Origin of the sequence: Stenotrophomonas sp. FR024 (assembly GCF_047500745.2) — a bacterium.
In the GTDB taxonomy this organism is placed as follows: Bacteria; Pseudomonadota; Gammaproteobacteria; order Xanthomonadales; family Xanthomonadaceae; genus Stenotrophomonas; species Stenotrophomonas maltophilia_A.
This window is the reverse complement of record NZ_JAXAXM020000008.1, coordinates 25,216-50,611: the sequence shown is the minus strand read 5'-3', so window position 1 is coordinate 50,611 and position 25,396 is coordinate 25,216. Positions and strand designations below refer to the sequence as shown.

The following is a 25,396-nucleotide window of genomic DNA, read 5'->3' as shown; positions in this document are numbered from 1 at the left end:
TCCCCCATGAACTCTTCGACACATCGCAGCGCGCCGCCCAACGGCGCGCGCTGGCTGACCCAGGCGCTGGAGGCCGAAGGCGTCCGCACGCTGTTCGGCTATCCCGGTGGCACCATCATGCCGTTCTACGACGCGCTGGTGGATTCGTCGCTGAAGCACATCCTGGTACGCCATGAGCAGGGCGCGGCGCTGGCCGCCAACGGTTTTGCCCGCGCCAGCAACCAGGTGGGTGTCTGCGTGGCCACCTCCGGCCCGGGCGCCTCCAACCTGGTCACCGGCATTGCCGATGCGATGCTGGATTCGGTACCGATGGTCTGCATCACCGGTCAGGTCGGCACGCCGCTGCTGGGCACCGACGCCTTCCAGGAACTGGATGTGTTCGGCCTGACGATGCCGATCGTCAAGCACAGCTGGCTGGTGCGCAGCGTCGATGACCTGCCGCGCGTGGTCGCCGATGCGTTCCGCATCGCCCGCGAAGGCCGGCCCGGCCCGGTGCTGATCGACCTGCCCAAGGACGTGCAGCTGGCCGATGCCAGTCATCTGCCAGCGCACGTGCCGAGCAGCATCGAGCCGCCGCCTGCGCCGGCCGAAGCGGCCATCGCCGAGGCCATCGCCGCACTGGCAGCCGCCGAAAAGCCGGTGGTCTACGCCGGTGGGGGCATCGCGCTGGGCGACGCGGTGCAGGACCTGCGCGACTTCGTCGAGGCCAGTGCCATCCCCACGGTGATGACCCTGCGTGGGCTGGGCGCACTGCCGGCCAACCACCCGCAGTCGCTGGGCATGCTGGGTATGCACGGTACCCGCGCGGCCAACATGGCGGTGCAGGAAAGCGACCTGCTGCTGGTGCTGGGTGCGCGCTTCGATGACCGTGCCACCGGCAAGCTGGCCGAGTTCGCACCGTTCGCCCGCGTCGTCCACATCGACGCCGACGCCTACGAGATCTCCAAGCTGCGCAGCGCCGACGTCGCCGTGCCCGGCAACGTCGGCCATGCCATCCGCGCCCTGCGTGCGGCCTTCCCCTCCCCCAAGGCCCACCAGGACGCATGGCGCAAGCGCTGTGCACAGCATCGCGATCGTTTCGCCGCACGCTACGACGCGCCGGGCCAGCACATCTACGCACCGGCCCTGCTGAAGCGCCTGAGTGAGCTGGCACCGGCCGATGCGGTGATCGCCTGCGATGTCGGCCAGCACCAGATGTGGGTCGCCCAGCACTGCCGTTTCAACCACCCGCGCAATCATCTGACCAGTGGCGCGCTGGGCACCATGGGCTTCGGCCTGCCGGCCGCGATGGGTGCGCAGTTCGCATGCCCCGAGCGCACCGTGGTGCTGGTCTCCGGCGACGGCAGCTTCATGATGAACGTGCAGGAGCTGGCCACCATCGCGCGTTGCCGCCTGCCGGTGAAGATCGTGCTGCTGGACAACAGTTCGCTGGGCATGGTGCGGCAGTGGCAGGAGCTGTTCTTCGCCGAGCGTTACAGCGAGATCGACCTGTCCGACAACCCGGACTTCGTGGCACTGGCACAGGTGTTCGGCATCGCCGCCACCCGCATCGACAACCGCGACGACGTGGAAGGCGGCCTGGCCGCACTGCTGGCCGAACCAGGCCCGGCGCTGCTGCACGTGGCCATCGATGCACGCGCCAACGTGTGGCCGCTGGTGCCGCCGAACACCGCCAACAGCACGATGCTGGAAAGCAACCCCGCCCATGCCCGCCAGGAGACCCCCAATGCAATACCGGCTTGACCTGGTGCTGCACCCGGCCGAAGGCGCGCTGCTGCGCGTGATCGGCATGGCCGAACGCCGTGGCTTCGCGCCGCGTGCGATCAGTGGTGCGCCGGTGGCCGCCGACGATGGCCGCTGGCACCTGCAGCTGGTGGTGGATGGCCAGCGTCCGGCGGAAACGCTGTGCCGGCAGATCGAGAAGATCTACGACTGCGTGTCCGTGCAGGTCACCGCCGTGGAAGGAGCATCCGTATGAACACCCGTACCGTAGCGACCACGGTGCCGGTACGGAGGCGTCTTCTTCGCCGCCCGTGCCCGCATGCGGCGGTCTTCTGCACTGCGCTGGTGGCCCATGCCGGCCGCTGACACCAGCCAGGAAAGCGATGTCGGCGACGTAAGCGTCGCCGACGTACTGGCGGCGCAGGCTCGTCTGCGCCGCTTCCTGCCGCCCACCCCGCTGCACCATGCCGAACGCTTCGGTACCTGGCTGAAGCTGGAGAACCTGCAGCGCACCGGTTCCTACAAGGTACGCGGCGCATTGAATGCGCTGCTGGCCGGCCGCGAGCGCGGCGATACCCGGCCAGTGATCTGCGCCTCGGCCGGCAACCATGCCCAGGGCGTGGCGTGGGCGGCCTACCGCCTGGACGTGCCGGCCATCACCGTGATGCCGCATGGCGCGCCCGCCACCAAGATCGCCGGCGTCGCCCACTGGGGCGCGACCGTGCGCCAGCACGGCACCAGCTATGACGAGGCCTACGCCTTCGCGGTCGAACTGGCACAACGCCACGGCTACCGCTTCCTGTCCGCGTTCGACGATGCCGATGTGATCGCCGGCCAGGGCACGGTCGGCATCGAGCTGGCCGCGCACGCGCCGGATGTAGTGATCGTACCGATCGGCGGCGGCGGCCTGGCCTCCGGCGTTGCGTTGGCGCTGAAATCGCAGGGCGTCCGCGTCGTTGGCGCGCAGGTGGAAGGCGTCGATTCGATGGCCCGCGCGATCCACGGTGACGTGCGCGAGATCGCCCCCGTTGCTTCGCTGGCCGACGGCGTGCGGGTGAAGATTCCCGGCTTCCTGACCCGCCGCCTGTGCACCTCGCTGCTGGACGATGTGGTGATCGTGCGCGAAGCCGAACTGCGCGAAACCCTGGTCCGCCTGGCATTGGAAGAACACATCATCGCCGAGGGCGCCGGTGCGCTGGCGCTGGCCGCCGGCCGCCGCGTCGCCGGCCGCCGCAAGTGCGCGGTGGTCTCCGGCGGCAACATCGATGCCGGCGTCCTGGCCGGCCTGCTCACCGACATCCGCCCGCGCCCGCCACGCAAACCACGGCGACGGCGCAGCGAAACACCGCGCTCGCCCGCCAAGGCCAGCGCCATCGCTTCCCCCACCTCTTCCCCTTCCCCCCTGCAAGCCGTCGCACCCGCTGTCGAGGAGATTTCCCTGTGACCACCATCGAACGAATTACCACCCCGCGCATCCGCATCTTCGACACCACCCTGCGTGACGGCGAGCAGTCCCCCGGCTGCAGCATGAGCCCGCCGCAGAAGCTGGTGATGGCGCGTGCGCTGGACGAACTGGGCGTGGACATCATCGAGACCGGCTTCCCGGCCAGCTCGCAGTCCGACCGTGAGGCGATGGCACTGATCGGCCGCGAACTGCGCCGCCCGAGCCTGACCCTGGCGGTGCTGTCGCGCTGCCTGCAGGCCGACATCGAAACCTCGGCACGTGCGCTGGAGGCCGCTGCCAACCCGCGCCTGCACGTGTTCCTGTCGACCAGCCCGCTGCACCGCGAGCACAAGCTGCGGATGACCCGCGAGCAGGTACTGGAGTCGGTCCGCAAGCACGTATCGCTGGCCCGGTCCTATATCGACGATGTCGAATTCTCGGCCGAGGACGCCACCCGTACCGAGCTGGACTACCTGATCGAAGTCGCGCGCGTGGCCATCGCTGCCGGCGCCACCACCATCAACCTGCCCGACACCGTCGGCTTCACCACGCCGGAAGAGATCCGCGCGATGTTCCAGCAGGTCATCGCCGGCGTCGCCGACGTGCCGAATGCCGCCAATGTGATCTTCAGCGCGCACTGCCACAACGACCTGGGCCTGGCCGTGGCCAACTCGCTGGCCGCCATCGAAGGCGGTGCACGCCAGGTCGAGTGCACCGTCAACGGCATCGGCGAGCGCGCCGGCAACTGTTCGCTGGAAGAGATCGCGATGGTGCTGAAGGTGCGCCAGGCCTTCTACGAGCAGGACAGTTCGATCAACACCCCGCGCATCGTCGGCACCTCGCAGCTGCTGCAGCGCCTGGTCGGCATGCCGGTACAGCGCAACAAGGCCATCGTCGGTGCCAATGCCTTCGCCCACGAATCGGGCATCCACCAGCATGGCATGCTGCGCCACCGCGGCACCTATGAAATCATGCGTCCGGAAGACGTGGGCTGGGAGGATTCGCAGATGGTGCTGGGCCGCCACAGTGGCCGCGCCGCTGTTGAAGCGCGCCTGCGTGCGCTGGGCTTCTGGCTGGACGAAGACGAACTGAAGCTGGTGTTCGAGCAGTTCAAGGGCCTGTGCGAACAGCAGCGCGTGGTCACCGATGCCGACCTGCAGACGCTGATGCAGGGTGGCTCCAACGCGCAGGGCTATCGCCTGGCGTCGATGACCATCAGCGACGTCGGCAGCCGCGCCAATGCACTGGTCGAACTGTCCGACCCGGACGGCAACCGCGTAGCCGAGACCGCGCAGGGCGATGGCCCGGTCGATGCACTGTTCGGCGCGCTGTCGGCCGCTACCGGCGTGCAGCTGATGCTGGACAGCTACCACGTGCACAGCGTCGGCATCGGCGCCGATGCGCGCGGCGAAGCCAATCTGAGCGTGCGCCACGAGGGCGTGGAGTACGACGGCACCGGCACCAGCAAGGACATCATCGAAGCCTCCGCGCTGGCCTGGCTGGATGTGGCCAACCGCCTGCTGCGCCAGCGCCAGGCTGCCGCCCACAGCAACACCGACGTTGCCACCCCCGCCACCGCCTGAGGACCCCGCCATGAGCGCCTTCGACACCCCCACCCCGGCCAGCGCCGCTGGCCAGCAGTGGAACGCCCAGGATTATGCGATCGACGCCGGCTTCGTGCCGCTGCTCGGCGGCGCGGTATCGCGCCTGCTCGACCCGCGCGCCGGTGAACGCATCCTCGACCTGGGCTGTGGCGATGGCGTGCTCAGCACCGAGCTGGCGCTCAGCGGCGCGCACATCCACGGTGTGGATGCCTCACCGGAACTGGTGATCGCCGCGCGTGCGCGCGGCGTCGATGCGCAGGTGATGGATGGCCACGCGCTGTCGTTCGACAGTGAGTTCGATGCGGTATTCAGCAACGCAGCGCTGCATTGGATGAGCAACCCCGACCGGGTGATGGAAGGTGTGCGCCGCGCACTGCGCCCGGGCGGCCGCTTCGTTGCCGAGTTCGGCGGGCATGGCAACGTGGCCACGATCATCGCGGCGGTGCAGGCTGCACGCGCGGCCCATGGCCACGGCGCCAGCGCATTCCAGTGGTACTTCCCCACTGCCGATGCCTACGCCGACCGCCTGCGCCAGCATGGCTTCCAGGTGCAGCTGATCGAGTGCACGCCGCGCCCGACTGCTCTGCCGACCGGCGTGGCCGGCTGGCTGCGTGTGTTCGCCGCACCGCTGCTGGACGATCTGCCGGCCGAGGCACGCGCCACCGTGCGCGAGGCCGCCACCGTTCTGCTGGCCGAGCTGCCGCGCAACGCCAGCGGCCAGCCGCTGGCCGACTACGTGCGGCTGCGGGTGCTTGCCCGTCGCCGCTGACTTGACCGTTCCGTTTTCTTTACTGATGTTCGCTATTTCGTACTTCTGCCAGGCACACGCATGACTTCCGCACCCCGCACCCTGTACGACAAACTGTGGGACGCCCACGTGGTTGTCCCTGAATCCGACAGCGCGCCCGCCGTGCTGTACATCGACCTGCACCTGATCCACGAGGTCACCTCGCCGCAGGCGTTCACCGAACTGCGTGAGCGCGGCCTGTCGCCGCGCCGCCCGGATCGCACCAAGGCGACGATGGACCACTCCACGCCGACCCTGCCGGCCTCTGCCGACGGCACGCTGCCCTACGCCAGCGCCGCCTCTGAAGCGCAGGTCGCCACGCTGGCACGCAACTGTGCCGAGCACGGCATCGAGCTGTTCGACATGGCCTCGGACAACCGCGGCATCGTCCACGTGATCGCGCCGGAACAGGGCTTTACCCAACCCGGCATGACCGTCGTCTGTGGCGACAGCCACACCTCCACCCATGGTGCGTTCGGTTCGCTGGCGTTCGGCATCGGCACCAGTGAAGTCGGCCACGTGCTGGCCACGCAGTGCCTGCTGCAGCGCAAGGCGAAGACGCTGGCGATCACCGTTGATGGGCCGCTGGCACCCGGCGTTGGCGCCAAGGATGTGGTCCTGCACATCATCGGCGTGATCGGCGTCAATGGTGGCACCGGCCACGTCATCGAGTTCCGTGGCAGCACCATCGAAGCGATGGACATGGAACAGCGCATGACCCTGTGCAACATGTCGATCGAGGCCGGCGCACGCGCCGGTATAGTGGCCCCGGACCAGGTCACCTTCGACTTCGTCGCCGCGACCCCGCGCGGCCCCAAGGGCGCCGACTTCGACGCCGCCGTGGCACGCTGGCAGCAGCTGCGCAGCGATGACGGCGCGCATTTCGACAGCGAAGTGCACATCGACGCTGCCGACATCCGCCCGACCCTGACCTGGGGCACCCATCCGGGCACCGCCATCGCGGTGGATGCACCGATCCCCGCCGCCAACGATGCCGCCGCACAGAAGGGTCTGGACTACATGCATTTCCAGGCCGGCAAGGCGCTGGCCGGAACGCCGGTGGACGTGGTGTTCGTCGGTTCGTGCACCAACGGCCGGCTGAGCGACATGCGCGAAGTGGCGCAGGTACTGCGCGGCCGTCGCGTCGCTGACCGGGTGCGCATGCTGGTGGTGCCGGGCTCGGAGATCGTCAAGCGCGAGGCCGAGGCCGAAGGCATCCACGAGATCGTGCGCGCGGCCGGTGCCGAGTGGCGCGAGCCGGGCTGCTCGATGTGCATCGCCATGAACGGCGATCTGGTCGCGCCCGGGCAGCTGGCCGTGAGCACCAGCAACCGCAACTTCGAAGGCCGCCAAGGACCCGGTTCGCGCACGCTGCTGGCCTCACCGATGAGCGCGGCGTGGGCCGCGGTGAACGGGCACGTCGCCGATACCCGCGAACTGTTCGCACAGGAGGTGGCGTGATGGCCGGTTTCCGTACCCTGACCTCGGCCAGCGTGGTGCTGCGCCAGACCAACATCGACACCGACCAGATCATTCCGGCGCGGTTCCTGTCCACCACCGAACGCGCCGGCCTGGGCCGCAACGCGTTCAATGACTGGCGCTGGCAGGCCGACGGTTCCCCGGTGGCCGACTTCGCCTTCAACCAGCCACACAACGCCGGCCGCAGCATCCTGCTGGCGGGCCGCAACTTCGGCTGCGGTTCCTCGCGCGAGCATGCACCATGGGCGCTGACCGACCTCGGCCTGCGTGCCATCGTCAGCAGCGAGATCGCCGACATCTTCCGCGGCAACGCGCTGAAGAACGGCCTGCTGCCGATCGTGCTGGACGAGGCCGATGTGCAGGCGCTGATGCAGCGCCCGGACGACGAGCTGACCATCGACGTGGCCGCGCGCGAACTGCGCACGCCAGATGGTCGCGTCTATTCCTTCCCGCTGGATGGCTTCTCGCAGACCTGCCTGCTGGAAGGTGTCGACCAGTTGGGGTATCTGTTGGGCCGTGTCCCTGAAATCGAACGCTACGAGAGTGAGCATGCACGCTGAAATTGTTGTCCTGCCCGGTGATGGCATTGGCCCGGAAGTGGCCGCCGCAGCAGCCGCCGTCCTGAAGGCCGTCGCCGAACGCTTCAACCACACCTTCACCTTCAGCGAGCACGACATCGGTGGCGTCGCCATCGATCGCCATGGCGAGCCATTGCCCGCCTCTACGTTGACCGCCTGCCAGGCCGCCAACGCCGTACTGCTGGGTGCAGTCGGCGGCCCGAAGTGGTCCGACCCGAATGCCAAGGTGCGCCCGGAGCAGGGCCTGCTGGCGATACGCAAGGCGCTGGGCCTGTATGCCAACCTGCGCCCGGTGCGTACCCATGAAGCCGCCCTGCACGCCTCGCCGATCAAGGCCGAGCTGCTGCAGGGGGTGGACTTCGTGGTGGTGCGCGAGCTGACCGGTGGCATCTATTTCGGCGACAAGACCCGCGACGCCGACAGCGCCAGCGATCTGTGCCGCTACACCGTGGCCGAGATCGAGCGCGTACTGCGCAGTGCGTTCCGTCTGGCGCAGCAGCGTCGCGGCAAGGTCACCTCGGTGGACAAGGCCAATGTGCTGGAAACCTCGCGCCTGTGGCGTGACGTGGCCGCGCGCATCGGCCGCGAGGAGTTCCCGGATGTAGCGCTGGAGCACCAGCTGGTTGATTCGATGGCGATGCACCTGCTGGCCAAGCCGCGCGAGTACGACGTGATCGTCACCGAGAACATGTTCGGCGACATCCTCACCGACGAGGCGTCGATGCTGGCCGGCTCGCTCGGCCTGCTGCCGTCGGCCTCGCTGGGCGAGCCGGGTGCGGTCGGCATCTACGAACCGATCCACGGTTCGGCCCCGGACATTGCCGGCAAGGGCATCGCCAATCCCTACGCAACGATCTTCAGCGCGGCGATGCTGCTGCGCCATTCGCTGGGGCTGGAAGCGGAAGCCGCTGCGGTGGAAGCGGCGGTGCACGCCGTGCTGGATGATGGTGTGTTCACCGCCGACCTGGCGGCGAAGGGCCAGGCCGTCAGCACCGCTGCCGCCACCGACGCGGTGCTGGCCAAACTCAACTGATCCGATAGCGCCACGCCATGCGTGGCGCCCCTCCCTTTGGACATTGTGCGCAGCCACCCATGGGGTGGCTCTACTGTAGATCCACGCCATGCGTGGATGCGCCATCCGTGCCAACCAAGGTTGGCACTCACCACCGCAGTAGAGCCACGCCCTGCGTGGCTGCGTTACTTGGTGGTGTAACCGCCATTGACGAGGATGGTCTGCCCGGTCATCCACCAGCCGTCGGTGACCAGGAAGCGGATCCACGGCACGATGTCGGCGATGTCGGTCAGGCCGGTACGGGTGAAAGGCGACAGTGCCGCAGCCGTCTTGTGGTACGCCTGCGCATCGGCACTCTCGGCCGGATAGAAGAACGGCGTGTCCATCGGACCGGGGCCGATCGCCGTCACCGAGATGCCGCGCTCACCGAACTCCTTCGACGCCGCACGGGTGAAGTGCTCGACCGGCGCCTTGGTACCGGCGTAGCTGGAATAGAACGGCGTGAACGCGCCCAGCAACGAGGTGACCAGGGTGCAGATGCGACCGCCGTCATTGACGTTTCGACCGGCTTCCTTGAGGAAGAAGAACGCGGACTTCGCATTGACCGCGCTCATCTCGTCGTACTCGGCTTCGCTGATCTCCAGCATCGGCTTCTTCAGCACTTTGCCGACGGTATTGATGGCGATGTCCGGCCGGCCGACTGCAGCCACGGCATCGGCGAACAAGCGCTCCATCGCTGCGGCCGAAGTCAGGTCGCCCTGCAGCGCCACCGCCTTGCTGCCAGCGGCCTGCACGGCGGCGACCGTTGCTTCCGCATCAGCCTGGGTGGCGGCACTGTTGTAGTGGATGACGATGGCCTTGGCGCCCTGGCTGGCGAAGTCGCGGGCCAGCAGGCCGCCCAGGTTCTTGGCGCCACCGGCGATCAGCACGGTCTTGCCCTTGAGGGAATGGTCGGTCATGGCGTTTGTCTCAGGAGGGGGCTGCCCGGGGTGGCAACCCTGCCCTGACGACGATATCGTGCAGAAAATGCGGATAAAGCCCGCCGCATTGACTTAACCTTCCAGAGCCAGCGAACAATGGACCGGATCGATCGCTTCCGCATCTTCACCCGGGTGGTGGAGTGCGCCAGCTTCACCCGCGCCGCCGACCAGCTCGGCCTGCCCCGCTCCACGGTATCGGCGGCCATCGCCGAACTGGAGCAGCGGCTCGGCACCCGCCTGCTGCAGCGATCGACCCGTCGGGTGTCCACCACCCATGATGGGGACGTGTTCCATGCCCGCTGCCTGCGCCTGATCGCCGAGGTTGAAGACGCCGAATCGCTGTTCCGGCAAGACGATGCGCAGCCGGTGGGCCTGCTGAAGATCGATGTGCCCAGCCGGATCGGCCGCCGCATCCTCGCCCCGGCCCTGCCCGACTTCTTCGCGCGCCATCCACAGGTGGAAGTGGACCTGGGCATGACCGACCGCGCGGTGAACCTGATCGAAGACGGCTGTGATGCGGTGCTGCGGGTCGGCCAGCTGGGTGACTCCAGCCTGGTGGCCCGCATGCTGGGACAGCTCGACTTCGTCAACGTCGCCGCGCCGGCCTACCTGCGCGAACACGGCGTACCGCAGCATCCTGCCGACCTGCAGCAGCACCGCGCGGTGAACTACGCATCGCCGACCACGGCGCGGGTGGAACCGTGGGAATGGCAGGACGGTGGCCAGCTGCGCACGCTGCCAATGCCTGGCTGGGTACGGGTAAACAGCGCCGAGGCCTCGATCGCGTGCTGCGTGGCGGGGCTCGGCCTGCTGCAGATTCCGCGCTACGACGTGCAGGTCGAACTGCAATCCGGTGCGCTGGTGGAAGTGATGCCACAGCACGTGGCGCAACCGCTGCCGGTGACCCTGTTGCAACCGCATCGGCAGCACCGCGCGCAACGCGTGCAGGTGTTCATCGAATGGCTGCTGCCGGTGCTGCGGAGCGGCCTGCAGCTGCAGTAAATCCACGCCATGCGTGGATGCGTGCAACAGTGCCAACCAAGGTTGGCACCTACCAGGGCCAAGACCCGCTGCGGTTAATCCACGCAATGCTTGGATGCGTGCATCAGTGCCAACCAAGGTTGGCACCTACCAGGGCCAAGACCCGCTGCGGTAGATCCACGCCATGCGTGGATGCACGCATCAGTGCCAACCAAGGTTGGCACCTACCAGGGCCAAGACCCGCTGCGGTAAATCCACGCCATGCGTGGATGCGTGCAACAGTGCCAACCAAGGTTGGCACCTACCAGGGTGAAGACCCGCTGCGGTAAATCCGCGCCATGCGTAGATGCGTGCAACAGTGCCAACCAAGGTTGGCACCTACCAGGGCCAAGACCCGCTGCGGTAAATCCACGCCATGCGTGGATGCGTGCATCAGTGCCAACCAAGGTTGGCACCTACCAGGGCAGTGGCCGCCGAACCCGGGGCGTTACGCCCCGGATTCGTCCGGCTTGACCCGGAACCACGCGGCGTACAGCGCCGGCAGGAACACCAGGGTCAGCACCGTGCCCACGATCAGGCCACCCATGATCGAAATCGCCATCGAGCCATAGAACGCACTGCGCGAGAGCGGAATCATCGCCAGCACAGCCGCCAGCGCGGTCAGCACGATCGGGCGGAAGCGGCGCACCGTGGCATCGATGATCGAATGCCAGCGGTCATGCCCGGCATCGATGTCCTGCTGGATCTGGTCGATCAGGATCACCGAGTTGCGCATGATCATGCCGGCCAGTGCAATCGTGCCCAGCAGCGCCACGAAGCCGAACGGGGCGCGGAACAGCAGCAGGAACAGGGTCGCACCGATGATGCCCAGCGGCGCGGTCACCAGCACCATCGCCGCACGCGAGAAGCTGCGCAGCTGCAGCATCAGCAGCGTGGCCACCACCACCAGGAACAGCGGCATGCCGGCCTTGATCGAGTTCTGGCCACGTGCCGAATCCTCCACGGTACCGCCGGTTTCCAGCAGGTAGCCATTCGGCAGCTCGGCACGGATGCCATCCAGCGTCGGCAGGATCTGATGCACCACGTCCAGTGGCTGCATGCCATCACTGATGTCGGCGCGCACGGTCACCGTCGGCAGACGGTTACGGTGCCAGATGATGCCATCCTCGAAGCCGTACTCCATCGTCGCCACCTGCGACAGCGTGATGCTGCCGCCGTTGGCGGTCGGCATCGACAGGCTCGACAGCAGCTCCAGCTGGTTGCGTTCATCGGCCGGCCCGCGCAGCAGCATCTCGATCTGGCGGTTGCCTTCGCGATACACGCTCACCGACTGCCCGGCCAGCGAGCTGGACAGGAACTGGCTGACCTGGGCACTGCTCACACCCAGCGCGCGCGCACGCTCCTGGTCGATCACCAACCGCACCACCTTGCTCGGCTCGCTCCAGTCCAGGTTGACGTTCATCACGTGCGGGTTCTCACGCACCTTGGCCTCGACCTGTCGTGCGATCGCCTGCACCTTCTCGATGTGCTCGCCGGAAATACGCATCTGCACCGGATAGCCGACTGGTGGGCCGTTCTCCAGGCGGGTCACGCGCATCTGCACGTCCGGGAACTTCGGGATCACCTCATGCAGCAGCCAGTCACGGGTGCTTTCGCGCGACTTGATGTCCTTGGCCAGCACCACGAACTGGGCGAAGTTGGTGGCCGGCAGCTGCTGGTCCAGCGGCAGGTAGAAGCGCGGCGAACCGGTGCCCACGTAGGACACGTAGTTGGCGATGCCATCGCGGTTGGACAGCAGCTTCTCCAGCTTCTCGGCCTGGGCCTGGGTCGAGCGCAACGACGCACCCTCGGCCAGCTCGATGTCCACCATCAGTTCCGGCCGGGTCGAATCCGGGAAGAACTGCTGCGGCACGAAGCGGAACATCATCAGCGAGAACACGAACAGGGCGATGGTCGCGGCGATCACCCACCAGCGGTGGCGCAGGCAGCCATCGAGGAAGCGACGGAAGCTGCGATAGAACGGGCGCTGGTACGGATCATGGTCGTGCCCGTGCTGCGGCGGCGCGATCAGGTTGGCCAGCGCCGGATAGCGGTCGGCCCACTGCTGGCGCTTGGCCAGCCAGCGCGCGGACAGGCTGCCCGGCTTCGGCGGCTGCGGATTGAACAGGTCCGGCAGCATCTTGTCGCCCAGGTACGGGATGAACAGCACCGCGGCAATCCACGACACCACCAGTGCGATAGTCACCACCTGGAACAGCGAGCGGGTGTACTCACCCGTGCTCGATGCCGCCGTGGCGATCGGCAGGAAGCCGGCCGCCGTGATCAGCGTACCGGTCAGCATCGGGAACGCGGTCGACTCCCAGGCGAAACTGGCCGCACGCAGGCGGTCGTAGCCCTGCTCCATCTTGGTGGCCATCATCTCCACCGCGATGATCGCATCGTCCACCAGCAGGCCCAGCGCCAGCACCAGCGCGCCCAGCGAGATCTTGTGCAGGCCGATGTCGAAGTAGTGCATGACGAAGAAGGTCATCGCCAGCACCAGCGGAATGGTCACGCCCACCACCAGGCCGGTGCGCAGGCCCAGCGAGAAGAAGCTGACCAGCAGCACGATCACCACCGCTTCGGTCAGCACCTGCACGAACTCGCCGACCGACTCCTCCACCGATTGCGGCTGGTCGGACACCTTGCGCAGCTGCATGCCGGCCGGCAGGGTCTTCTGCAGGCGTTCGAACTCGGCATCAAGGTTGGCGCCAAGCTTGAGAATGTCACCGCCGTCCTTCATTGCCACGGCCAGGCCGATCGCCTCCTCGCCCATGAAGCGCATCTTCGGCGACGCCGGGTCGGCGAAGCCGCGCTTGACCTCGGCGATGTCGCCCAGGTGCACGGTGCGGTCGCCAGCGCGGATCGGGAACTGGCGGATGGCGTCGATGTCGTTGAACTGGCCGGTCACGCGCAGCTGCACGCGGTCGGTGGCGGTCTCGAAGAAGCTGGTGCCGGTGACCGCGTTCTGGTCGGCCAGTGCCTGCTGCACCTGCTGCATCGACACACCCAGCGTGGCCAGGCGGGTGTTGGACAGCTCGATCCACACCTTCTCGTCCTGCAGGCCGACCAGGTCGATCTTGCCGACGTCGGGCACGCGCTGCAGCTCCAGCTGGATACGGTCGGCGTAATCACGCATCACCGCGTAGTCGAAGCCCTTGCCGGTCAACGCATAGATGTTGCCGTAGGTATCACCGAACTCATCATTGAAGAACGGACCGACGATTTCACGCGGCAGTGTCGGGCGGATGTCCCCCACACGCTTGCGCACCTGGTACCAGAGGTCGGGGATCTGCTTGGACCGCAGGCTGTCGCGCGCCATGAAGATGATCTGCGACTCGCCCGGCCGAGAATACGAGCGGATGAACTCGTACTCGCCGGTATTCATCAGCGCCTTCTCGAGCGGCTCGGTCACCTGCCGCGAGACCTGTTCGGCGGTAGCGCCCGGCCACAGCGTGCGCACCACCATCGCCTTGAAGGTGAACGGCGGATCCTCGGACTGGCCCAGATGCTTGTACGACCACGCGCCGATCAGCGCGAACGCCAGCATCGCGAACAGCACCAGGGGTCGGTTGGCCAGCGCCCACTCGGAGAGATTGAAGCGGCGCACCGGCTTACTCCTTGGCCTTGGCGGCTGCGGCCGGCGCGGCCGGCTTCAGCACCGGACGGTTCTGCCGGTCCACGGCGATCACCGGCTGACCGGCACGCAGCAGATGGCCACCAGCAGCAACCACCCAGTCACCTGCGCTCACGCCGGACAGCACCGGCACGGTCTCACTGCCAAACGCACCGGTGGTGACCGCTGCAGCCTTCAGCGTGCTGTTGGCCGGGTCGACCAGCCACACGCTGGCGGTACCGTTGGCACCGCGCTGCAGCGCGCCCAGCGGCAGCTGCAGGGTGCCGTGGCGGCCGGCGCTGCTGTAGACGCGTGCGCTCTGGCCCAGTTCGACATCGGCCAGCGCATCGGCGGCCAGGCTGACCCGGGTCGCGTAGGTACGTGCCTGCGGATCGGCGGCGGCGGCGATCTCGCGGATCGTGCCCGGCAGGCGCTGGCCAGGACGGTTCCACAGCTCCACCTCGACCGGCTGGCCCACCGCATAGTCGCGGATGGTGGCCTCGGGCAGGTCGATCAGCACTTCGCGCCCGCCATCGGCGGCCAGGTTGAAGATGGTCTGGCCGGCCGACACCACCTGCCCGGCCTCGGCCTCGCGGCTGGCGATCACGCCGTCGGCCGGTGCGCGCAGCTGGGCGTAATCGGCCTGGTTGCGCAGCACATCGAGGTTGGCGCGGGCGGCGTTGGCCTGGCCCTGCGCGGCCTTGAAGGCGGCGGACTGCTGGTCCAGCTGCGAGCGGCTGACCAGTTGCTGGTCGGCCAGCACCTGGTAGCGCTTGAGGTCATCGCGGGCACGTACCAGATCGGCTTCGGCCGCAGCCAGCTGCGCCTGCGAGGCGCGGGCCTGCAGCGCGAAGTCGGCCACGTCCAGCTCGGCCAGCACATCGCCCTTCTTGACCCGCTGCCCGGCATCGACATGGCGCTTGACCAGGTTGCCACCGACGCGGAACGACAGCGGGCTTTCCTGCCGGGCACGCACCGTGCCCGGGAACGCCGCCGGGGCCTGCCCGGCCTGTTCGCCGGGGTGAACCACCAGCACCGGTACGGCCGCCTGTGGCGCCTGTTCCTGTCCCGAACAGGCTGCCAGCGCAGCCACCCACACCATACCGCCCATCCAGCGCACGATCTTCATCGGTCAACGTCCTGAAAACGCAGGGTTGCAACTAAGGGGGGAGCCGCGACTGCCGGCCCAATTTAATAAACCGGCCGGTATAGTATAAATATCGAACCGCTTGGTCTAGTATTGTCGCGATGAGTTCTCCCACTTCCCGCAAGCCGTCGGCCAAGCCCGCTGCCAAGGCCGCCGGACCCGGGCGTCCCAAGGACCTCGGCAAGCGCGCGGCGATCCTTGAAGCAGCCAAGGCACTGTTCATCGAACAGGGCTATACCGGCGTGAGCATGGACACCATCGCCGCTCAGGCCGGCGTCTCGAAGCTGACTGTGTACAGCCACTTCGGCGACAAGGAAACCCTGTTCTCCGAGGCCGTGCAGTCAAAATGCATTGAAATGCTGCCTGACGCGCTGTTCGTGGCCGACGCGGACGGCCCCCTGCGCGACCAGCTGATCGGCATCGGCCTGGCCTTCTTCGAGCTGATCACCTCCGACGCAGCGATCTCGATCCAGCGCATGATGATGGCGCCGGAGACCGACGAACGCCTGCGCGAGCTGTTCTGGCAGGCCGGCCCGGAACGTACCTGCGAGGCCCTGGCCGATTTCCTGCGCGCGCGCGGCGAACGCGGCGAACTGGACATCCCCGACTATTACCTGGCTGGCCAGCAGTTCCTGACCCTGGTCAAGGGCGAAGTGCACATGCATATGATGTGCGGCATGCCACTGTCACCGGTGGAGTGCGACCCTCTTGCCCATGTGACCGCCAGCATCGACTTCTTCCTGCGCGCCTATGCGCCGCGAGGGGCCGGGACGGCCGGATAACCAAAACTGAACGAACCGGAGGTCGCGATGACTTCCGGCACTGCGACCCCGGCCACCCGGCAGCTGATGCTCTGGGCGCGCCGCCGGCCTCCGGCACCGGTAAAATGGCCGGCCCACTGCGCTGGATTTGAACCTCATGACGATTGATTACGCCCACGCCCGCGAACTGATGGTGGAACAGCAGATCCGTCCCTGGGACGTGCTGGACATCAAGGTGCTCGACGTCCTGGCCCGCCTGCCGCGCGAGGCCTTTGTCGCCGATGCACACCGGGCACTGGCCTATGCCGATGTTGAACTCCCGATCGGCCATGGCCAGAAGATGATGAAGCCGGTCATCGAGGGCCGTACCCTGCAGGCACTGGATCTGCAGCCGGGTGACGAAGTGCTGGAAATCGGCACCGGCAGCGGCTTCCTGGCAGCCTGCATCGGCGCGCTGGCGCGCGACGTGCTGAGCCTGGAGATCGACCCGGAACTGGCCGCCGCCGCGCGTGCCCGCCTGGACGCTTCCGGCCTGGGCACCAACGTCCGCGTGGAAGTGGCCGACGCCCTGTCCTGGCAGACCGAACGCCGCTTTGACGTGATCTGTGTCACTGGTGCGGTCGACGTGGTGCCGTCACAGTTCGCCTCGTGGCTGCGTCCGGGTGGTCGCCTGTTCGTGATCCATGGCCGTTCGCCGGCGATGGAGGCCCTGCTGGTCACGGCCGACGGCAGCACCGAGTCCCTGTTCGAGACCGATATCGATTACCTGCGTGGTGCCGCCCCGGCCCCCCAGTTCCACCTCTGAGTCCAAGGAAGCCGCAATGATCCGCCGATCCCTCGCTGTTGCGCTGGCCACTGCCCTGCTGCCGTTGTCCGCCCATGCCGCCGACCTGCTGCAGGTCTACGAAATGGCGCGCAATGGCGATCCGCAGCTGTCCGCCGCCGAATCCACCCGGCTGTACGACAAGGAAGGCGCCGTGCAGGCCCGCGCTGCCCTGCTGCCGCAGATCAACGGCCAGGCCACGCTGAACCGCTCGCGCAGCGAGGCGGACCATGACGCCAACTCCGGCACCGTGACCAGCAAGCGCCGCAACTACACGATCGAAGGGAGCCAGACGCTGTTCAACTGGACCCAGATCAACAACCTGCGTTCGCAGCGCGAGCTGAGCAAGGCGGCGGACTTCACCCTCGATTCGGCCAACGACAGCCTGATCGTGCGCACCTCGGCGGCCTACTTCAACGTGCTGGTGGCGATCGAATCGCTGAACGCCGCACAGACCAATGAAGCGGCCGCGAAGAAGCAGTTCGACTTCGCCGACAAGCGCCTGGAAGTGGGCCTGGCGCCGATCACCGACGTGCACGAAGCACGCGCCCAGTACGACCAGGCGCGTGCCAACACCATCGTTGCGCAGAACACCCTGGCCGATAACTACCAGGCCCTGACCGAACTGACCGGCCAGCCGGTGGTCAACCTGCGCGGCCTGCCGGCGGACTTCCGCCCGGAAGTGCCGGCCAACCGTGGCAACATCGATGAGCTGGTGCACCAGGCCACCAACCAGAATCCGGCGCTGAAGGCCCAGGAACTGAAGGTCAGCGCCGCCGAGGCTGGCGTGCAGGCCGCTCGTGGCGGCCATTACCCGACCCTGTCGCTGGGCGGAAGCTGGGGCAAGAGCGCAACCTGGGGTGACAGCACCGGTGCCGGCTCGTTGTCGCCGGATGCACGCACCAACAGCATCGGGCTGACCCTGAGCGTGCCGATCTTCGCCGGTGGCGCCACCCAGTCCGGCGTCCGCCAGGCACTGGCCCAGCGTGACATCGCCCAGGATGGCTACGAGCAGCAGAAGCGTGCCCTGGACCGCAACACCCGCAATGCCTACCAGACCCTGGTACAGGGCATCAGCGAAGTGGAAGCCCGCCGCCTGGCGGTGGTCTCGGCGCAGAGCGCGTACGACGCGTCGCAGGTCGGCCTGGAAGTCGGTACCCGTACCGTGCTGGACGTGATCCAGAACCAGCGCATCCTGTTCTCGGCGCAGCTGGATTATGCACAGGCCCGCTACACCTTCCTGCAGAACCGCTTGCTGCTGAGCCAGTCGCTGGGTGCGCTGGACGTGGCCGAGCTGCAGGACGTGAACCGCCTGCTGACCCAGGACGCGGGCAACCCGTCGACGACCACGCACTGAGTCGTCGCCCTGCCGGCAACGAAGAAGCCACCCGCGAGGGTGGCTTTTTTGTGGGCAGCGCGTACGGCCCCACCCAGGCATGGCGCAGATCCGCCGGCCGTCAGCCCGGCCACGCGCCTGCCCGCTCCACTGCGGCCAGCACGCACAGCGCCGCGGCCAGGGGCGCAAGCACCATCGCAGCCCCCGGCATAGGCGCGCGCACACGCAGTGCTGCCAGGCACAAAGCCGCCATCACCAGCAGGGTGGCCGGGCCCGGCAGCACCGGCAATGCATCGACGGGTGTTCCCAACGCCAGCAGCGCCGCCAGCACCACGGTGACTGGTATCAGCCGCGTCCGGAACCCGGGCGCTTCATCCGCGGCCACAGGCCAGAGCTGCGCTGCCAGATGTGTGGCCAACGACAACAGCACCAGCAACAGTGCTGCCAACCCGGCCATGCCCGCCAGCGGCAGCAACGGCAGCAGCCACTGCAACTGCGGATGGCCCTGCAATGCCACCGACAACGGCCGCGTACTGGCCAATGCCGGGAACTCGACCAGGCCGGCCTGCAACGCCGCCAGCACGATCAGCAGCAGCATTGCCAGCAGCAGCGCGGCCGCCAGCAGCCCTGGTGACCGCGCACGCACCTGCGGGCCACGCCCAGGAAACCCCAATGCCAGACCCACACTGGCAAACACCGCCAGCAAGGGCACGCTTGCCGCCAGCACCCCGCCGGGTCCAAACCGATAGGGCGCGGTGGCGTCCGGCAGCCACGGGATCCAGTTCGCGTAGTGCACGTGGCGGACCGCCAGCGCCAGCAGCAACAGCCCTACACCGATCTTCGCCGTCAACAGCACGCAGACCATCAGCGCGATGCGACGCGGAGGCAGCAACACGAACGCACCCAGCACCAGCAGGCTGGTGACGGCCATCACCGGATCCGGCAATGCGCTGCCGGTTTCAATACCGCGACTGGCAAACACCGCACGCGCGTGGCCCGCCATGGACTGCGCCACGCCGGCGCTGGTCACCACCAGCTCCAGCAGCAGCACAGCACCCAGCAGGCGCGCGACTGCCGTGCCCCAGGCGGCCCGCAGCGGGCCGTACAGGCCATCGGCTTCCGGCTGCTGCTGGTTCAGCTCGTGCAGGCAATACAGCATCGGCGCTGTGCCCAGTGCGGCCAGCAGCAGACTCAGTACGATGGCCGGGCCGGCCTGGGCGGCGGTGTACTGGCCGACCAGGGCGATCACGCTGCCCCCCAGCACCAGGGTCAACGCCACCAACGCGAAGTGATCCATTCCCAGCAGCGCGTGCCGGCCACGGCGGTTGTCGCTGTCCATCGCAAGCCCTCTTGATTCCGCCCATGCGCGGTCGACAGCAGGCTGGCAGCCTGCGCCAAAGGGCGGTATCAGAATCCGTACCGTGCGCATCGCGATGTGACCACAAACACGTTCGCAGCCACGCATCCGGTCCTGCTGCGACAGGAATCCGGTTGCTAAGCAGAATTGATGCAGTCGATCACGTCAGTCGGTCCACGTAGTGTCCGCCCTGGCGGTGTTGCTGCCCGGCTCAGCTGCGCGGCGGCGGCAGATGTGGCGCGACCAGCGCCAACGTGCGCTGCAGGGCACCGCGGCCATTGCTGACCAGCGTGCATCCAGCACGGGCCATGTCCTCGCGCGCCGCTGCGTCGCCCAGCAGGTGCTGCAGCAGGTCACCTACCGCCTGCACGTCCTCGCCGATCAGCAAGGCACCGGCCTCACGCATGCGCCGTGAGATCTCGGCGAAGTTGTGCAGGTGCGGACCGGTCACAGCGGCAGTGCCCATCGCCGCCGGTTCCAGCAGATTGTGGCCACCGATCGGCTGCAGGCTGCCGCCGACGAAGGCGACCTGCGCGCAGGCATAGAACGGCATCAGCTCGCCCAGGGTGTCGATGACGAATACATCCGTGCCGGCCTCCGGCCATTGCTTCGCGCGACGGGTCGTCACGTTCCAGCCCTGCTCGCGCGCCAGCGCCTCCACCTTCGGGAAGCGCTCGGGGTGCCGCGGCGCCCACAGCAACAACAGGTCGGGGTGCTGCTGGCGCAGGCGCCGATGCAGGTCGATCACCGCCTGCTCCTCACCATCGTGGGTACTGGCCGCGATCCACACCGGGCGCCCGGCGGGCACGCAGGCGTGGAACTGCTCGACGAAGCCCTGCACATCCGGCGTGGCGATATCGAACTTGAGGTTGCCCAGCGCCTGCACCTGTTCACGCGCAGCACCCAGCTGCACGAAGCGCTCGGCGTCGTCCTGCGACTGCGCGGCCACGCAGGTGACCGTGCGCAGCGCACGGCGGATCAGCGCCGCCAGCACCCGGTAACCGCGCAGCGAACGCGCGGACAGGCGGGCGTTGAGGATGTAGACCGGGATGCGACGGTCGCGGCAGCCGAACAGCATGTTCGGCCACAGCTCGGTTTCCAGGATCAGTGCCAGGCTGGGCTGGAAATGGCCGAGGAAGCGGTTGACACTGCCCGGTACGTCGTACGGCAGATAGACGTGATCCAGCGCGTCTCCCCACAGCGCGCGCACGCGCTCCGAGCCGGTCGGGGTGATGGTGGTGATGACCCAGCGGATGTCCGGACGCTGCTGGCGCAGGGCATTCACCAGCGGCGCGGCGGCATTGACCTCGCCCACCGAGACCGCGTGCAGCCAGACCCGCGGCTGGCCGGTCGGCTGCGGATACGAGGCATAACGCTCGTCCCAGCGCCGGAAGTATTCACGGACCCGGAAACCGCGCCAGACCAGGTGGTACACGGTGATCGGCAGCAGGATGTAGAGCACGGCCGAGTACAGGCCGCGCAGGATCCATTCGACAGGGTCTTTACGCATGCGGCAAGGATACGGGAGCCCCCCGGGAAAGACACGCAACCGGGTTGGTAGAATGGCGCCATGTCCGATGCCACCACCGCCGTCCGCCCGTCGCTGCGCGATCCCCGCAACTGGCCGATGTTCGCCGCCATGCTCGGCGCCTTCGCCATCGCCCGCCTGCCGTGGATGCTGCAGCGTGCGCTCGGCCGGGGCGTCGGCTGGATCAGCTGGCGCCTGCTCGGCAGCCGCCGTCGCGCCGCCGAGGTCAACCTGCAGCTGTGCTTCCCGGAGAAGGACGAAGCCTGGCGCCAGCGCCTGGTGCGCGACAGCTTCGACGCGCTGGGCGTGGGCGTGCTCGAGTGCATCCGCGCCTGGTGGGGCAGCATCGACCGCATCCGCCCGCAGGTGAAGATCGAAGGCCTCGAGCATCTGCGGCAGATGCAGGCCGAAGGCCGCGGCGTGCTGCTGGTCTCCGGCCACTTCATGACCCTGGAGATGTGCGGCCGCCTGCTGTGCGACTACGTTGACCTGTCTGGCATGTACCGCAAGCACAAGAACCCGGTGTACGAATGGGCGGTGAAGTTTGGCCGCCTGCGTTATGCCAAGGCGATGTTCGCCAACGAGGACATCCGCGCGACCGTGCGCCACCTGAAGAAGGGCGGCTTCCTCTGGTATGCGCCGGATCAGGACATGCGTGGCAAGGACACCGTGTTCGTGCCGTTCTTCGGCCATACCGCATCCACCATTACCGCCACCCACCAGCTGGCGCGGATGACCGGCTGCGCGGTGATTCCGTACTTCCACCGCCGCGAGGGCGGGAAGTACTTCCTGAAGATCGGCGCGCCGCTGGAGAATTTCCCCAGCGAGGATGTGGAAGCCGATACCACGCGGGTCAACCAGGCCATCGAAGAAATGGTGCGCGAAGCCCCGGACCAGTACCTGTGGATCCATCGGCGGTTCAAGCGCCAGCCCGGCGGCCGGAGCGATTTCTACAAGTAGCGGTGGGAGGGATGGCTTCATCCACGCATGGCGTGGATCTACTGCCTTGTCCGGCTTCATCCGCGTATGGCGTGGATTCAATGACGTGGGGCATTCTGAAGTAGATCCACGCCATGCGTGGATGCTCTTCGATTCCGTGCCGGGATTCACAACGGCCAGCGGCACCAGGCGTACGGGTACTCCCCCATCACGCACGCCAAGCCCGCACGGACCGGATTGGCCAGGATGTACATCGCCTTCTCGTGAAGGGATTCATCGCTGCGTACGGCGTGATCGTGGTAACCGTGCTGCCACAGCGACCCTCGCCGCTCCAATCGCCGATTCAGCAGCCGGCTGCTGCGTGATTTGAGCAGGGCCATGCACTCGGCCAGGGTTCCCCCGCGCAATTCCATCAACCAGTGCAGATGGTCGGGCATCACCACCCAGGTGAAGCTGTGGCTCACCCCCTTGCGCTCTACGAAGCGCAGTGCCTCAACCAGAATCGCTACGTTGGAAGCATCGGCAAAGAAGGGTTCACGATCGAGGGTTACCGTAGTCAATGAATAGACGTTACCGGTGCAGGAGTAACGACCGTAGCGGAGTCTTGGGCTGGCCATGGCCTCAGCGTGCGATACACACGGAGGCACGGCTAGTGGAGGTTGGCGCGTGTTTGCGTCGGTAAAGCCCCATCCACGCATGGCGTGGATCTACTACGGCGACGTTCGTTCGGTGACCGCCCCATGCACGCCATGGCGTGGATCCACCATGGGGACGTTTGTTCAGTACGTGGAGTAGAGCCACGCCATGCGTGGATGGACGATCACACCACCGTCGGCGTGTCATCCGTTTCGCGGGCCAACAGGCTGCCGGCGAACAACGCGGCCAGCATCACCGTCAGCCCCCCCCAGAACGCGGAATAGAACGCCAGGTGCGTGTTAAGCGGGAACACGGTGACCGCCAGCGCCAGCATCGCCGGGCGCGCACGCTCACGGGCGGCGGCCGGTGCATATCGCCAGGCCCGCCAGGCCTGGGCCACCGCAGCCAACCACAGCAGAAGGCCGAGCACACCGGTTTCCGCCAGGATCTCCAGCACGATCTGATGGGCATGCAACGCCGGGGCATCGCCCCACACCGCCGGTTCGTCGCCAGACACGCAGGCCGGATAGGCATCGCGGAAACCGCGCGCGCCGACCCCGTTGATCGGGTGCTCTTCAATCATGCAGGCCGCGGCGTCCCAGATCCGCGCGCGCCCCGACAACGCCTCGTCGACACCGCGTTCGCTCCCCTCCCAGGCCATCGCCGTACGTGCGAAGCGCTCACGCAGCTGCGGCACGCTGGCGGTCAGCACACCCGCTCCGAGCACAGCGACCAGCGCCAGCAGCACCAACCGCTTCCAGCCGAACTGGCGCACGCCGCTGTAGGCCAGCACCAGCGCGAAGGTGATCCACGACGCGCGCGAGCCGGCCAGCAGCAGCACGCAGCCCAGCGCCGCCGCAGCCAGGACCCACCCTGGATTGCCGAAGCGGCGCGCCAGCGGCAGCAACAGGAACGGTGAAAGGCTGGCCAGCACCTGGCCGAACTTCAGGTTGCACGGCCCGAGCGCGCCACTGAGGCGGTCGGCCAGCGCGGCTTCCTCGGCCGGGCACAGCGCATGGCCGCTGACGGCGAGCTTCAGCTGCTGCAGCGACCAGAACCACGGGCTGGTACCCGCCACCGACTGCACCAGCGCATCCAACGTCCACAGCGCGGTGATCAGCGCCAGGCCACCGAAGATCAGGTGGCGCCGCTGCGGCGTGGCCACCGCGATCGCCACCAGCCACATGAAGGGCAGGTAGCGCAGGCCGGCGGCCGCCTTGGTCCACGACGCCGCCGGATCGATCGCATCGAAGGCGGAGAACGCCTGCGGCAGCCAGTAACCGAGGAACAGGATCGAGGTCAGCGCCCACGCGGCGGGTGTCAGCAGGTGCGGGCGGCGCTGCAGGCGGCGCATGATCATGCGCACCGCGGCATAGAGCGCACCAAGACCCAGCACGGTTTCAGCGATGCCCGGCAACGGCCACAGCGCCACGTACGCCAGCACCCACCAGGGCGCCCAGCGCCCGGCGCGGTCCTCGCGCACGAGGGTTGCGGGGTCAGCCGACGAGGTCGGCATAGAGGCGGAGGGTGTCGCGCTGCATGGCCTGCAGGGTAAACGGGATGCGGGTCGGCAAGGACGGCGGCTGCGCCAGCAGGGCCAGCGCACGTTCACCCAGCGCCCGTGCATCGCCCAGCGGCACGGCGCCGGCCGGCTGCAGCTGCTGCAGCAGTTCGCCGACGCCGCCATGGTCCCAGCCCAGTACCGGGCGACCGACCGACAACGCTTCGACCACGGTGCGGCCGAACGCTTCGGGCTTGTCCGACAGCTGCAGGACCAGATCGCTGGCCGCATAGGCCTGGGCGATGCGCGCGGTCGGCGTGCTGATCTGCACGGCGTCGGTCACGCCCAAAGCAGCCGCCTGCCGGCGCAGGTCGGCCACGTAGGCTTCACGGCCGGGTTCATCGGTGCCCAGCATCCACAGCTGTGCCGGCACACCGGCCGTGCGCACATCCGCCAGCAACTGCAGCGCATGAGCATGCCCCTTCAGCCGGGTGCCACGCCCCGGCAGCAGCAGCAGCGGGCCCTCAACCTGCGCCAGCCACGGGTAATCGGCTACCAGCGCCAGTCGTGGCCGACGGTCGGCGCGGGCCACGCGGGGAAACTGTGCGACATCGACGCCGCGCGGAATCACCTGCAGCCTCGCTTCGGGAACCGTCGGGTAGTGCCGCTGCACATAGTCGCGCACGGTATTGGACACGCAGATCACGCGTTCACCGCTGGTCATCACCGCGCTGTAGCGGCTGGGCGAGTTCAACCCGTGCACGGTGGTCACCCAATGCGGGCGCTGTGCGGCAGGCATCGCGCGGATCGCGTACAGGCCCAGCCAGGCCGGCAGCCGCGAACGGGCATGCACGATGTCGGCGCCAACTTCAGCGAACAGGCGGCGCAGGGTCGGCAGGTGGCGCAGGGTCAGCAGCGATTTGCGGCCGATATCAAGGGTGAGGTGCTCGGCACCGCTATCGAGCAGCGGCTGCACCAGGCGGCCACCGGCGGAGACCACCAGCGCACGATGGCCGGCAGCGACCAGGGCCGCAGCAATTTCCAGGGTCGAGCGCTCGACACCGCCGGAGTGCAGCGCCGGCAGCAACTGCACCACGGTCAATCGGCGCATCGAAGGGGCGGCCGC

Annotated in this window: 21 protein-coding genes; 13 read left to right on the top strand and 8 right to left on the bottom strand. The window is 67.7% G+C overall.

Going from position 1 to position 25,396, the window contains the following annotated elements; translation table 11 throughout:
• Nucleotides 1-6 precede the first annotated feature (6 nt).
• The 8 genes from ilvG (at nt 7) to leuB (ending at nt 8,647) form a co-directional block, all read left to right on the top strand.
• Nucleotides 7-1,743 carry an acetolactate synthase 2 catalytic subunit gene (ilvG, locus tag ACMZ91_RS10825; protein ID WP_049462520.1) on the top strand — a complete coding sequence of 579 codons (1,737 nt, stop codon included), beginning with the start codon at nt 7-9 and terminating at the stop codon, nt 1,741-1,743.
• Nucleotides 1,727-1,978 (top strand): ACT domain-containing protein, encoded by a 252-nt coding sequence (locus ACMZ91_RS10820; RefSeq protein ID WP_014038403.1) that lies wholly within the window; start codon nt 1,727-1,729, stop codon nt 1,976-1,978. Before ilvG ends, ACMZ91_RS10820 begins: the two co-directional genes overlap by 17 nt.
• 96 nt (nt 1,979-2,074) lie before the next feature.
• Nucleotides 2,075-3,166 (top strand): threonine dehydratase, encoded by a 1,092-nt coding sequence (locus ACMZ91_RS10815; protein ID WP_049462521.1) that lies wholly within the window; start codon nt 2,075-2,077, stop codon nt 3,164-3,166.
• The gene (locus tag ACMZ91_RS10810; RefSeq protein ID WP_049462523.1) at nt 3,163-4,749 is read left to right on the top strand and encodes a 2-isopropylmalate synthase; all 1,587 of its coding nucleotides are present in this window, start codon (nt 3,163-3,165) and stop codon (nt 4,747-4,749) included. Before ACMZ91_RS10815 ends, ACMZ91_RS10810 begins: the two co-directional genes overlap by 4 nt.
• A gap of 10 nt (nt 4,750-4,759) precedes the next feature.
• Complete coding sequence (locus tag ACMZ91_RS10805; protein ID WP_049462526.1) at nt 4,760-5,539, top strand: class I SAM-dependent methyltransferase; 780 nt, start codon at nt 4,760-4,762, stop codon at nt 5,537-5,539.
• 60 nt (nt 5,540-5,599) lie between these two features.
• Nucleotides 5,600-7,018, top strand: coding sequence for a 3-isopropylmalate dehydratase large subunit (leuC, locus tag ACMZ91_RS10800; RefSeq protein ID WP_414578484.1), 1,419 nt, complete (start codon nt 5,600-5,602; stop codon nt 7,016-7,018).
• Complete coding sequence (leuD, locus tag ACMZ91_RS10795; protein ID WP_058983536.1) at nt 7,018-7,596, top strand: 3-isopropylmalate dehydratase small subunit; 579 nt, start codon at nt 7,018-7,020, stop codon at nt 7,594-7,596. The genes leuC and leuD overlap by 1 nt, the downstream gene beginning before the upstream one ends.
• Nucleotides 7,586-8,647 carry a 3-isopropylmalate dehydrogenase gene (leuB, locus tag ACMZ91_RS10790; RefSeq protein ID WP_414578486.1) on the top strand — a complete coding sequence of 354 codons (1,062 nt, stop codon included), beginning with the start codon at nt 7,586-7,588 and terminating at the stop codon, nt 8,645-8,647. The genes leuD and leuB overlap by 11 nt, the downstream gene beginning before the upstream one ends.
• Before the next feature lie 164 nt (nt 8,648-8,811).
• Here the strand turns inward: leuB and ACMZ91_RS10785 are convergent, their stop codons facing one another.
• The gene (locus ACMZ91_RS10785) at nt 8,812-9,585 is read right to left on the bottom strand and encodes an SDR family oxidoreductase (RefSeq protein WP_100435221.1); all 774 of its coding nucleotides are present in this window, start codon (nt 9,583-9,585) and stop codon (nt 8,812-8,814) included.
• 117 nt (nt 9,586-9,702) lie between these two features.
• Between ACMZ91_RS10785 and ACMZ91_RS10780 the strand changes: the two genes are divergently transcribed.
• Entirely contained in the window at nt 9,703-10,608 is a 906-nt protein-coding gene (locus ACMZ91_RS10780) for a LysR family transcriptional regulator (RefSeq protein ID WP_414578487.1), read from the top strand.
• A gap of 466 nt (nt 10,609-11,074) precedes the next feature.
• On the opposite strand, the gene ACMZ91_RS10775 is transcribed toward ACMZ91_RS10780, so the two are convergent.
• Complete coding sequence (locus ACMZ91_RS10775) at nt 11,075-14,236, bottom strand: efflux RND transporter permease subunit (protein ID WP_100437662.1); 3,162 nt, start codon at nt 14,234-14,236, stop codon at nt 11,075-11,077.
• Nucleotides 14,237-14,240: 4 nt separating this feature from the next.
• Nucleotides 14,241-15,371 carry an efflux RND transporter periplasmic adaptor subunit gene (locus ACMZ91_RS10770; protein WP_032129094.1) on the bottom strand — a complete coding sequence of 377 codons (1,131 nt, stop codon included), beginning with the start codon at nt 15,369-15,371 and terminating at the stop codon, nt 14,241-14,243.
• Between the two features lie 119 nt (nt 15,372-15,490).
• Here ACMZ91_RS10770 and ACMZ91_RS10765 point away from each other — a divergent pair, with 119 nt between their 5' ends.
• From ACMZ91_RS10765 to ACMZ91_RS10755, 3 genes are all read left to right on the top strand, one after another.
• Nucleotides 15,491-16,171 carry a TetR/AcrR family transcriptional regulator gene (locus tag ACMZ91_RS10765; RefSeq protein WP_049398377.1) on the top strand — a complete coding sequence of 227 codons (681 nt, stop codon included), beginning with the start codon at nt 15,491-15,493 and terminating at the stop codon, nt 16,169-16,171.
• Between the two features lie 136 nt (nt 16,172-16,307).
• On the top strand, nt 16,308-16,955 hold the full coding sequence (locus ACMZ91_RS10760) for a protein-L-isoaspartate O-methyltransferase family protein (protein WP_049460781.1): 648 nt from the start codon (nt 16,308-16,310) through the stop codon (nt 16,953-16,955).
• Nucleotides 16,956-16,971: 16 nt separating this feature from the next.
• Complete coding sequence (locus ACMZ91_RS10755) at nt 16,972-18,330, top strand: TolC family outer membrane protein (protein ID WP_049460783.1); 1,359 nt, start codon at nt 16,972-16,974, stop codon at nt 18,328-18,330.
• A 100-nt stretch (nt 18,331-18,430) separates the two neighbouring features.
• On the opposite strand, the gene ACMZ91_RS10750 is transcribed toward ACMZ91_RS10755, so the two are convergent.
• Together ACMZ91_RS10750 and waaA are read right to left on the bottom strand one after the other, a co-directional pair.
• A complete protein-coding gene (locus tag ACMZ91_RS10750) occupies nt 18,431-19,648 on the bottom strand; it encodes an APC family permease (protein ID WP_049460785.1) in 1,218 nt (405 codons plus the stop codon).
• A gap of 229 nt (nt 19,649-19,877) precedes the next feature.
• A complete protein-coding gene (waaA, locus tag ACMZ91_RS10745; protein ID WP_049398381.1) occupies nt 19,878-21,176 on the bottom strand; it encodes a lipid IV(A) 3-deoxy-D-manno-octulosonic acid transferase in 1,299 nt (432 codons plus the stop codon).
• Nucleotides 21,177-21,236: 60 nt separating this feature from the next.
• Here waaA and ACMZ91_RS10740 point away from each other — a divergent pair, with 60 nt between their 5' ends.
• On the top strand, nt 21,237-22,154 hold the full coding sequence (locus ACMZ91_RS10740; RefSeq protein ID WP_049398382.1) for an LpxL/LpxP family Kdo(2)-lipid IV(A) lauroyl/palmitoleoyl acyltransferase: 918 nt from the start codon (nt 21,237-21,239) through the stop codon (nt 22,152-22,154).
• A gap of 146 nt (nt 22,155-22,300) precedes the next feature.
• On the opposite strand, the gene ACMZ91_RS10735 is transcribed toward ACMZ91_RS10740, so the two are convergent.
• The 3 genes from ACMZ91_RS10735 to ACMZ91_RS10725 all read right to left on the bottom strand — a co-directional run bounded on the left by ACMZ91_RS10735 (nt 22,301) and on the right by ACMZ91_RS10725 (nt 25,381).
• Nucleotides 22,301-22,750, bottom strand: coding sequence for an REP-associated tyrosine transposase (locus ACMZ91_RS10735; RefSeq protein WP_121504416.1), 450 nt, complete (start codon nt 22,748-22,750; stop codon nt 22,301-22,303).
• Between the two features lie 203 nt (nt 22,751-22,953).
• Nucleotides 22,954-24,285, bottom strand: coding sequence for an O-antigen ligase family protein (locus ACMZ91_RS10730; RefSeq protein ID WP_134951504.1), 1,332 nt, complete (start codon nt 24,283-24,285; stop codon nt 22,954-22,956).
• Nucleotides 24,266-25,381, bottom strand: a complete 1,116-nt coding sequence (locus tag ACMZ91_RS10725; protein WP_414577973.1) for a glycosyltransferase — start codon at nt 25,379-25,381, stop codon at nt 24,266-24,268. The genes ACMZ91_RS10730 and ACMZ91_RS10725 overlap by 20 nt, the downstream gene beginning before the upstream one ends.
• Between the last annotated feature and the right edge of the window lie 15 nt (nt 25,382-25,396).

Excerpts from the sequence above, each read along its gene's own strand:
- ACMZ91_RS10785 (WP_100435221.1), bottom strand. The coding sequence starts at position 9,585 with ATGACCGACCATTCCCTCAAGGGCAAGACCGTGCTGATCGCCGGTGGC.
- ACMZ91_RS10755 (WP_049460783.1), top strand. The coding sequence starts at position 16,972 with ATGATCCGCCGATCCCTCGCTGTTGCGCTGGCCACTGCCCTGCTGCCG.
- leuC (WP_414578484.1), top strand. The coding sequence starts at position 5,600 with ATGACTTCCGCACCCCGCACCCTGTACGACAAACTGTGGGACGCCCAC.
- ACMZ91_RS10780 (WP_414578487.1), top strand. The coding sequence starts at position 9,703 with ATGGACCGGATCGATCGCTTCCGCATCTTCACCCGGGTGGTGGAGTGC.
- waaA (WP_049398381.1), bottom strand. The coding sequence starts at position 21,176 with ATGCGTAAAGACCCTGTCGAATGGATCCTGCGCGGCCTGTACTCGGCC.
- ACMZ91_RS10740 (WP_049398382.1), top strand. The coding sequence starts at position 21,237 with ATGTCCGATGCCACCACCGCCGTCCGCCCGTCGCTGCGCGATCCCCGC.
- ACMZ91_RS10820 (WP_014038403.1), top strand. The coding sequence starts at position 1,727 with ATGCAATACCGGCTTGACCTGGTGCTGCACCCGGCCGAAGGCGCGCTG.
- ACMZ91_RS10750 (WP_049460785.1), bottom strand. The coding sequence starts at position 19,648 with ATGGACAGCGACAACCGCCGTGGCCGGCACGCGCTGCTGGGAATGGAT.
- ACMZ91_RS10805 (WP_049462526.1), top strand. The coding sequence starts at position 4,760 with ATGAGCGCCTTCGACACCCCCACCCCGGCCAGCGCCGCTGGCCAGCAG.
- leuD (WP_058983536.1), top strand. The coding sequence starts at position 7,018 with ATGGCCGGTTTCCGTACCCTGACCTCGGCCAGCGTGGTGCTGCGCCAG.
- leuB (WP_414578486.1), top strand. The coding sequence starts at position 7,586 with ATGCACGCTGAAATTGTTGTCCTGCCCGGTGATGGCATTGGCCCGGAA.
- ACMZ91_RS10770 (WP_032129094.1), bottom strand. The coding sequence starts at position 15,371 with ATGAAGATCGTGCGCTGGATGGGCGGTATGGTGTGGGTGGCTGCGCTG.
- ACMZ91_RS10730 (WP_134951504.1), bottom strand. The coding sequence starts at position 24,285 with ATGCCGACCTCGTCGGCTGACCCCGCAACCCTCGTGCGCGAGGACCGC.
- ACMZ91_RS10735 (WP_121504416.1), bottom strand. The coding sequence starts at position 22,750 with ATGGCCAGCCCAAGACTCCGCTACGGTCGTTACTCCTGCACCGGTAAC.
- ilvG (WP_049462520.1), top strand. The coding sequence starts at position 7 with ATGAACTCTTCGACACATCGCAGCGCGCCGCCCAACGGCGCGCGCTGG.
- ACMZ91_RS10765 (WP_049398377.1), top strand. The coding sequence starts at position 15,491 with ATGAGTTCTCCCACTTCCCGCAAGCCGTCGGCCAAGCCCGCTGCCAAG.
- ACMZ91_RS10815 (WP_049462521.1), top strand. The coding sequence starts at position 2,075 with ATGCCGGCCGCTGACACCAGCCAGGAAAGCGATGTCGGCGACGTAAGC.
- ACMZ91_RS10725 (WP_414577973.1), bottom strand. The coding sequence starts at position 25,381 with ATGCGCCGATTGACCGTGGTGCAGTTGCTGCCGGCGCTGCACTCCGGC.
- ACMZ91_RS10760 (WP_049460781.1), top strand. The coding sequence starts at position 16,308 with ATGACGATTGATTACGCCCACGCCCGCGAACTGATGGTGGAACAGCAG.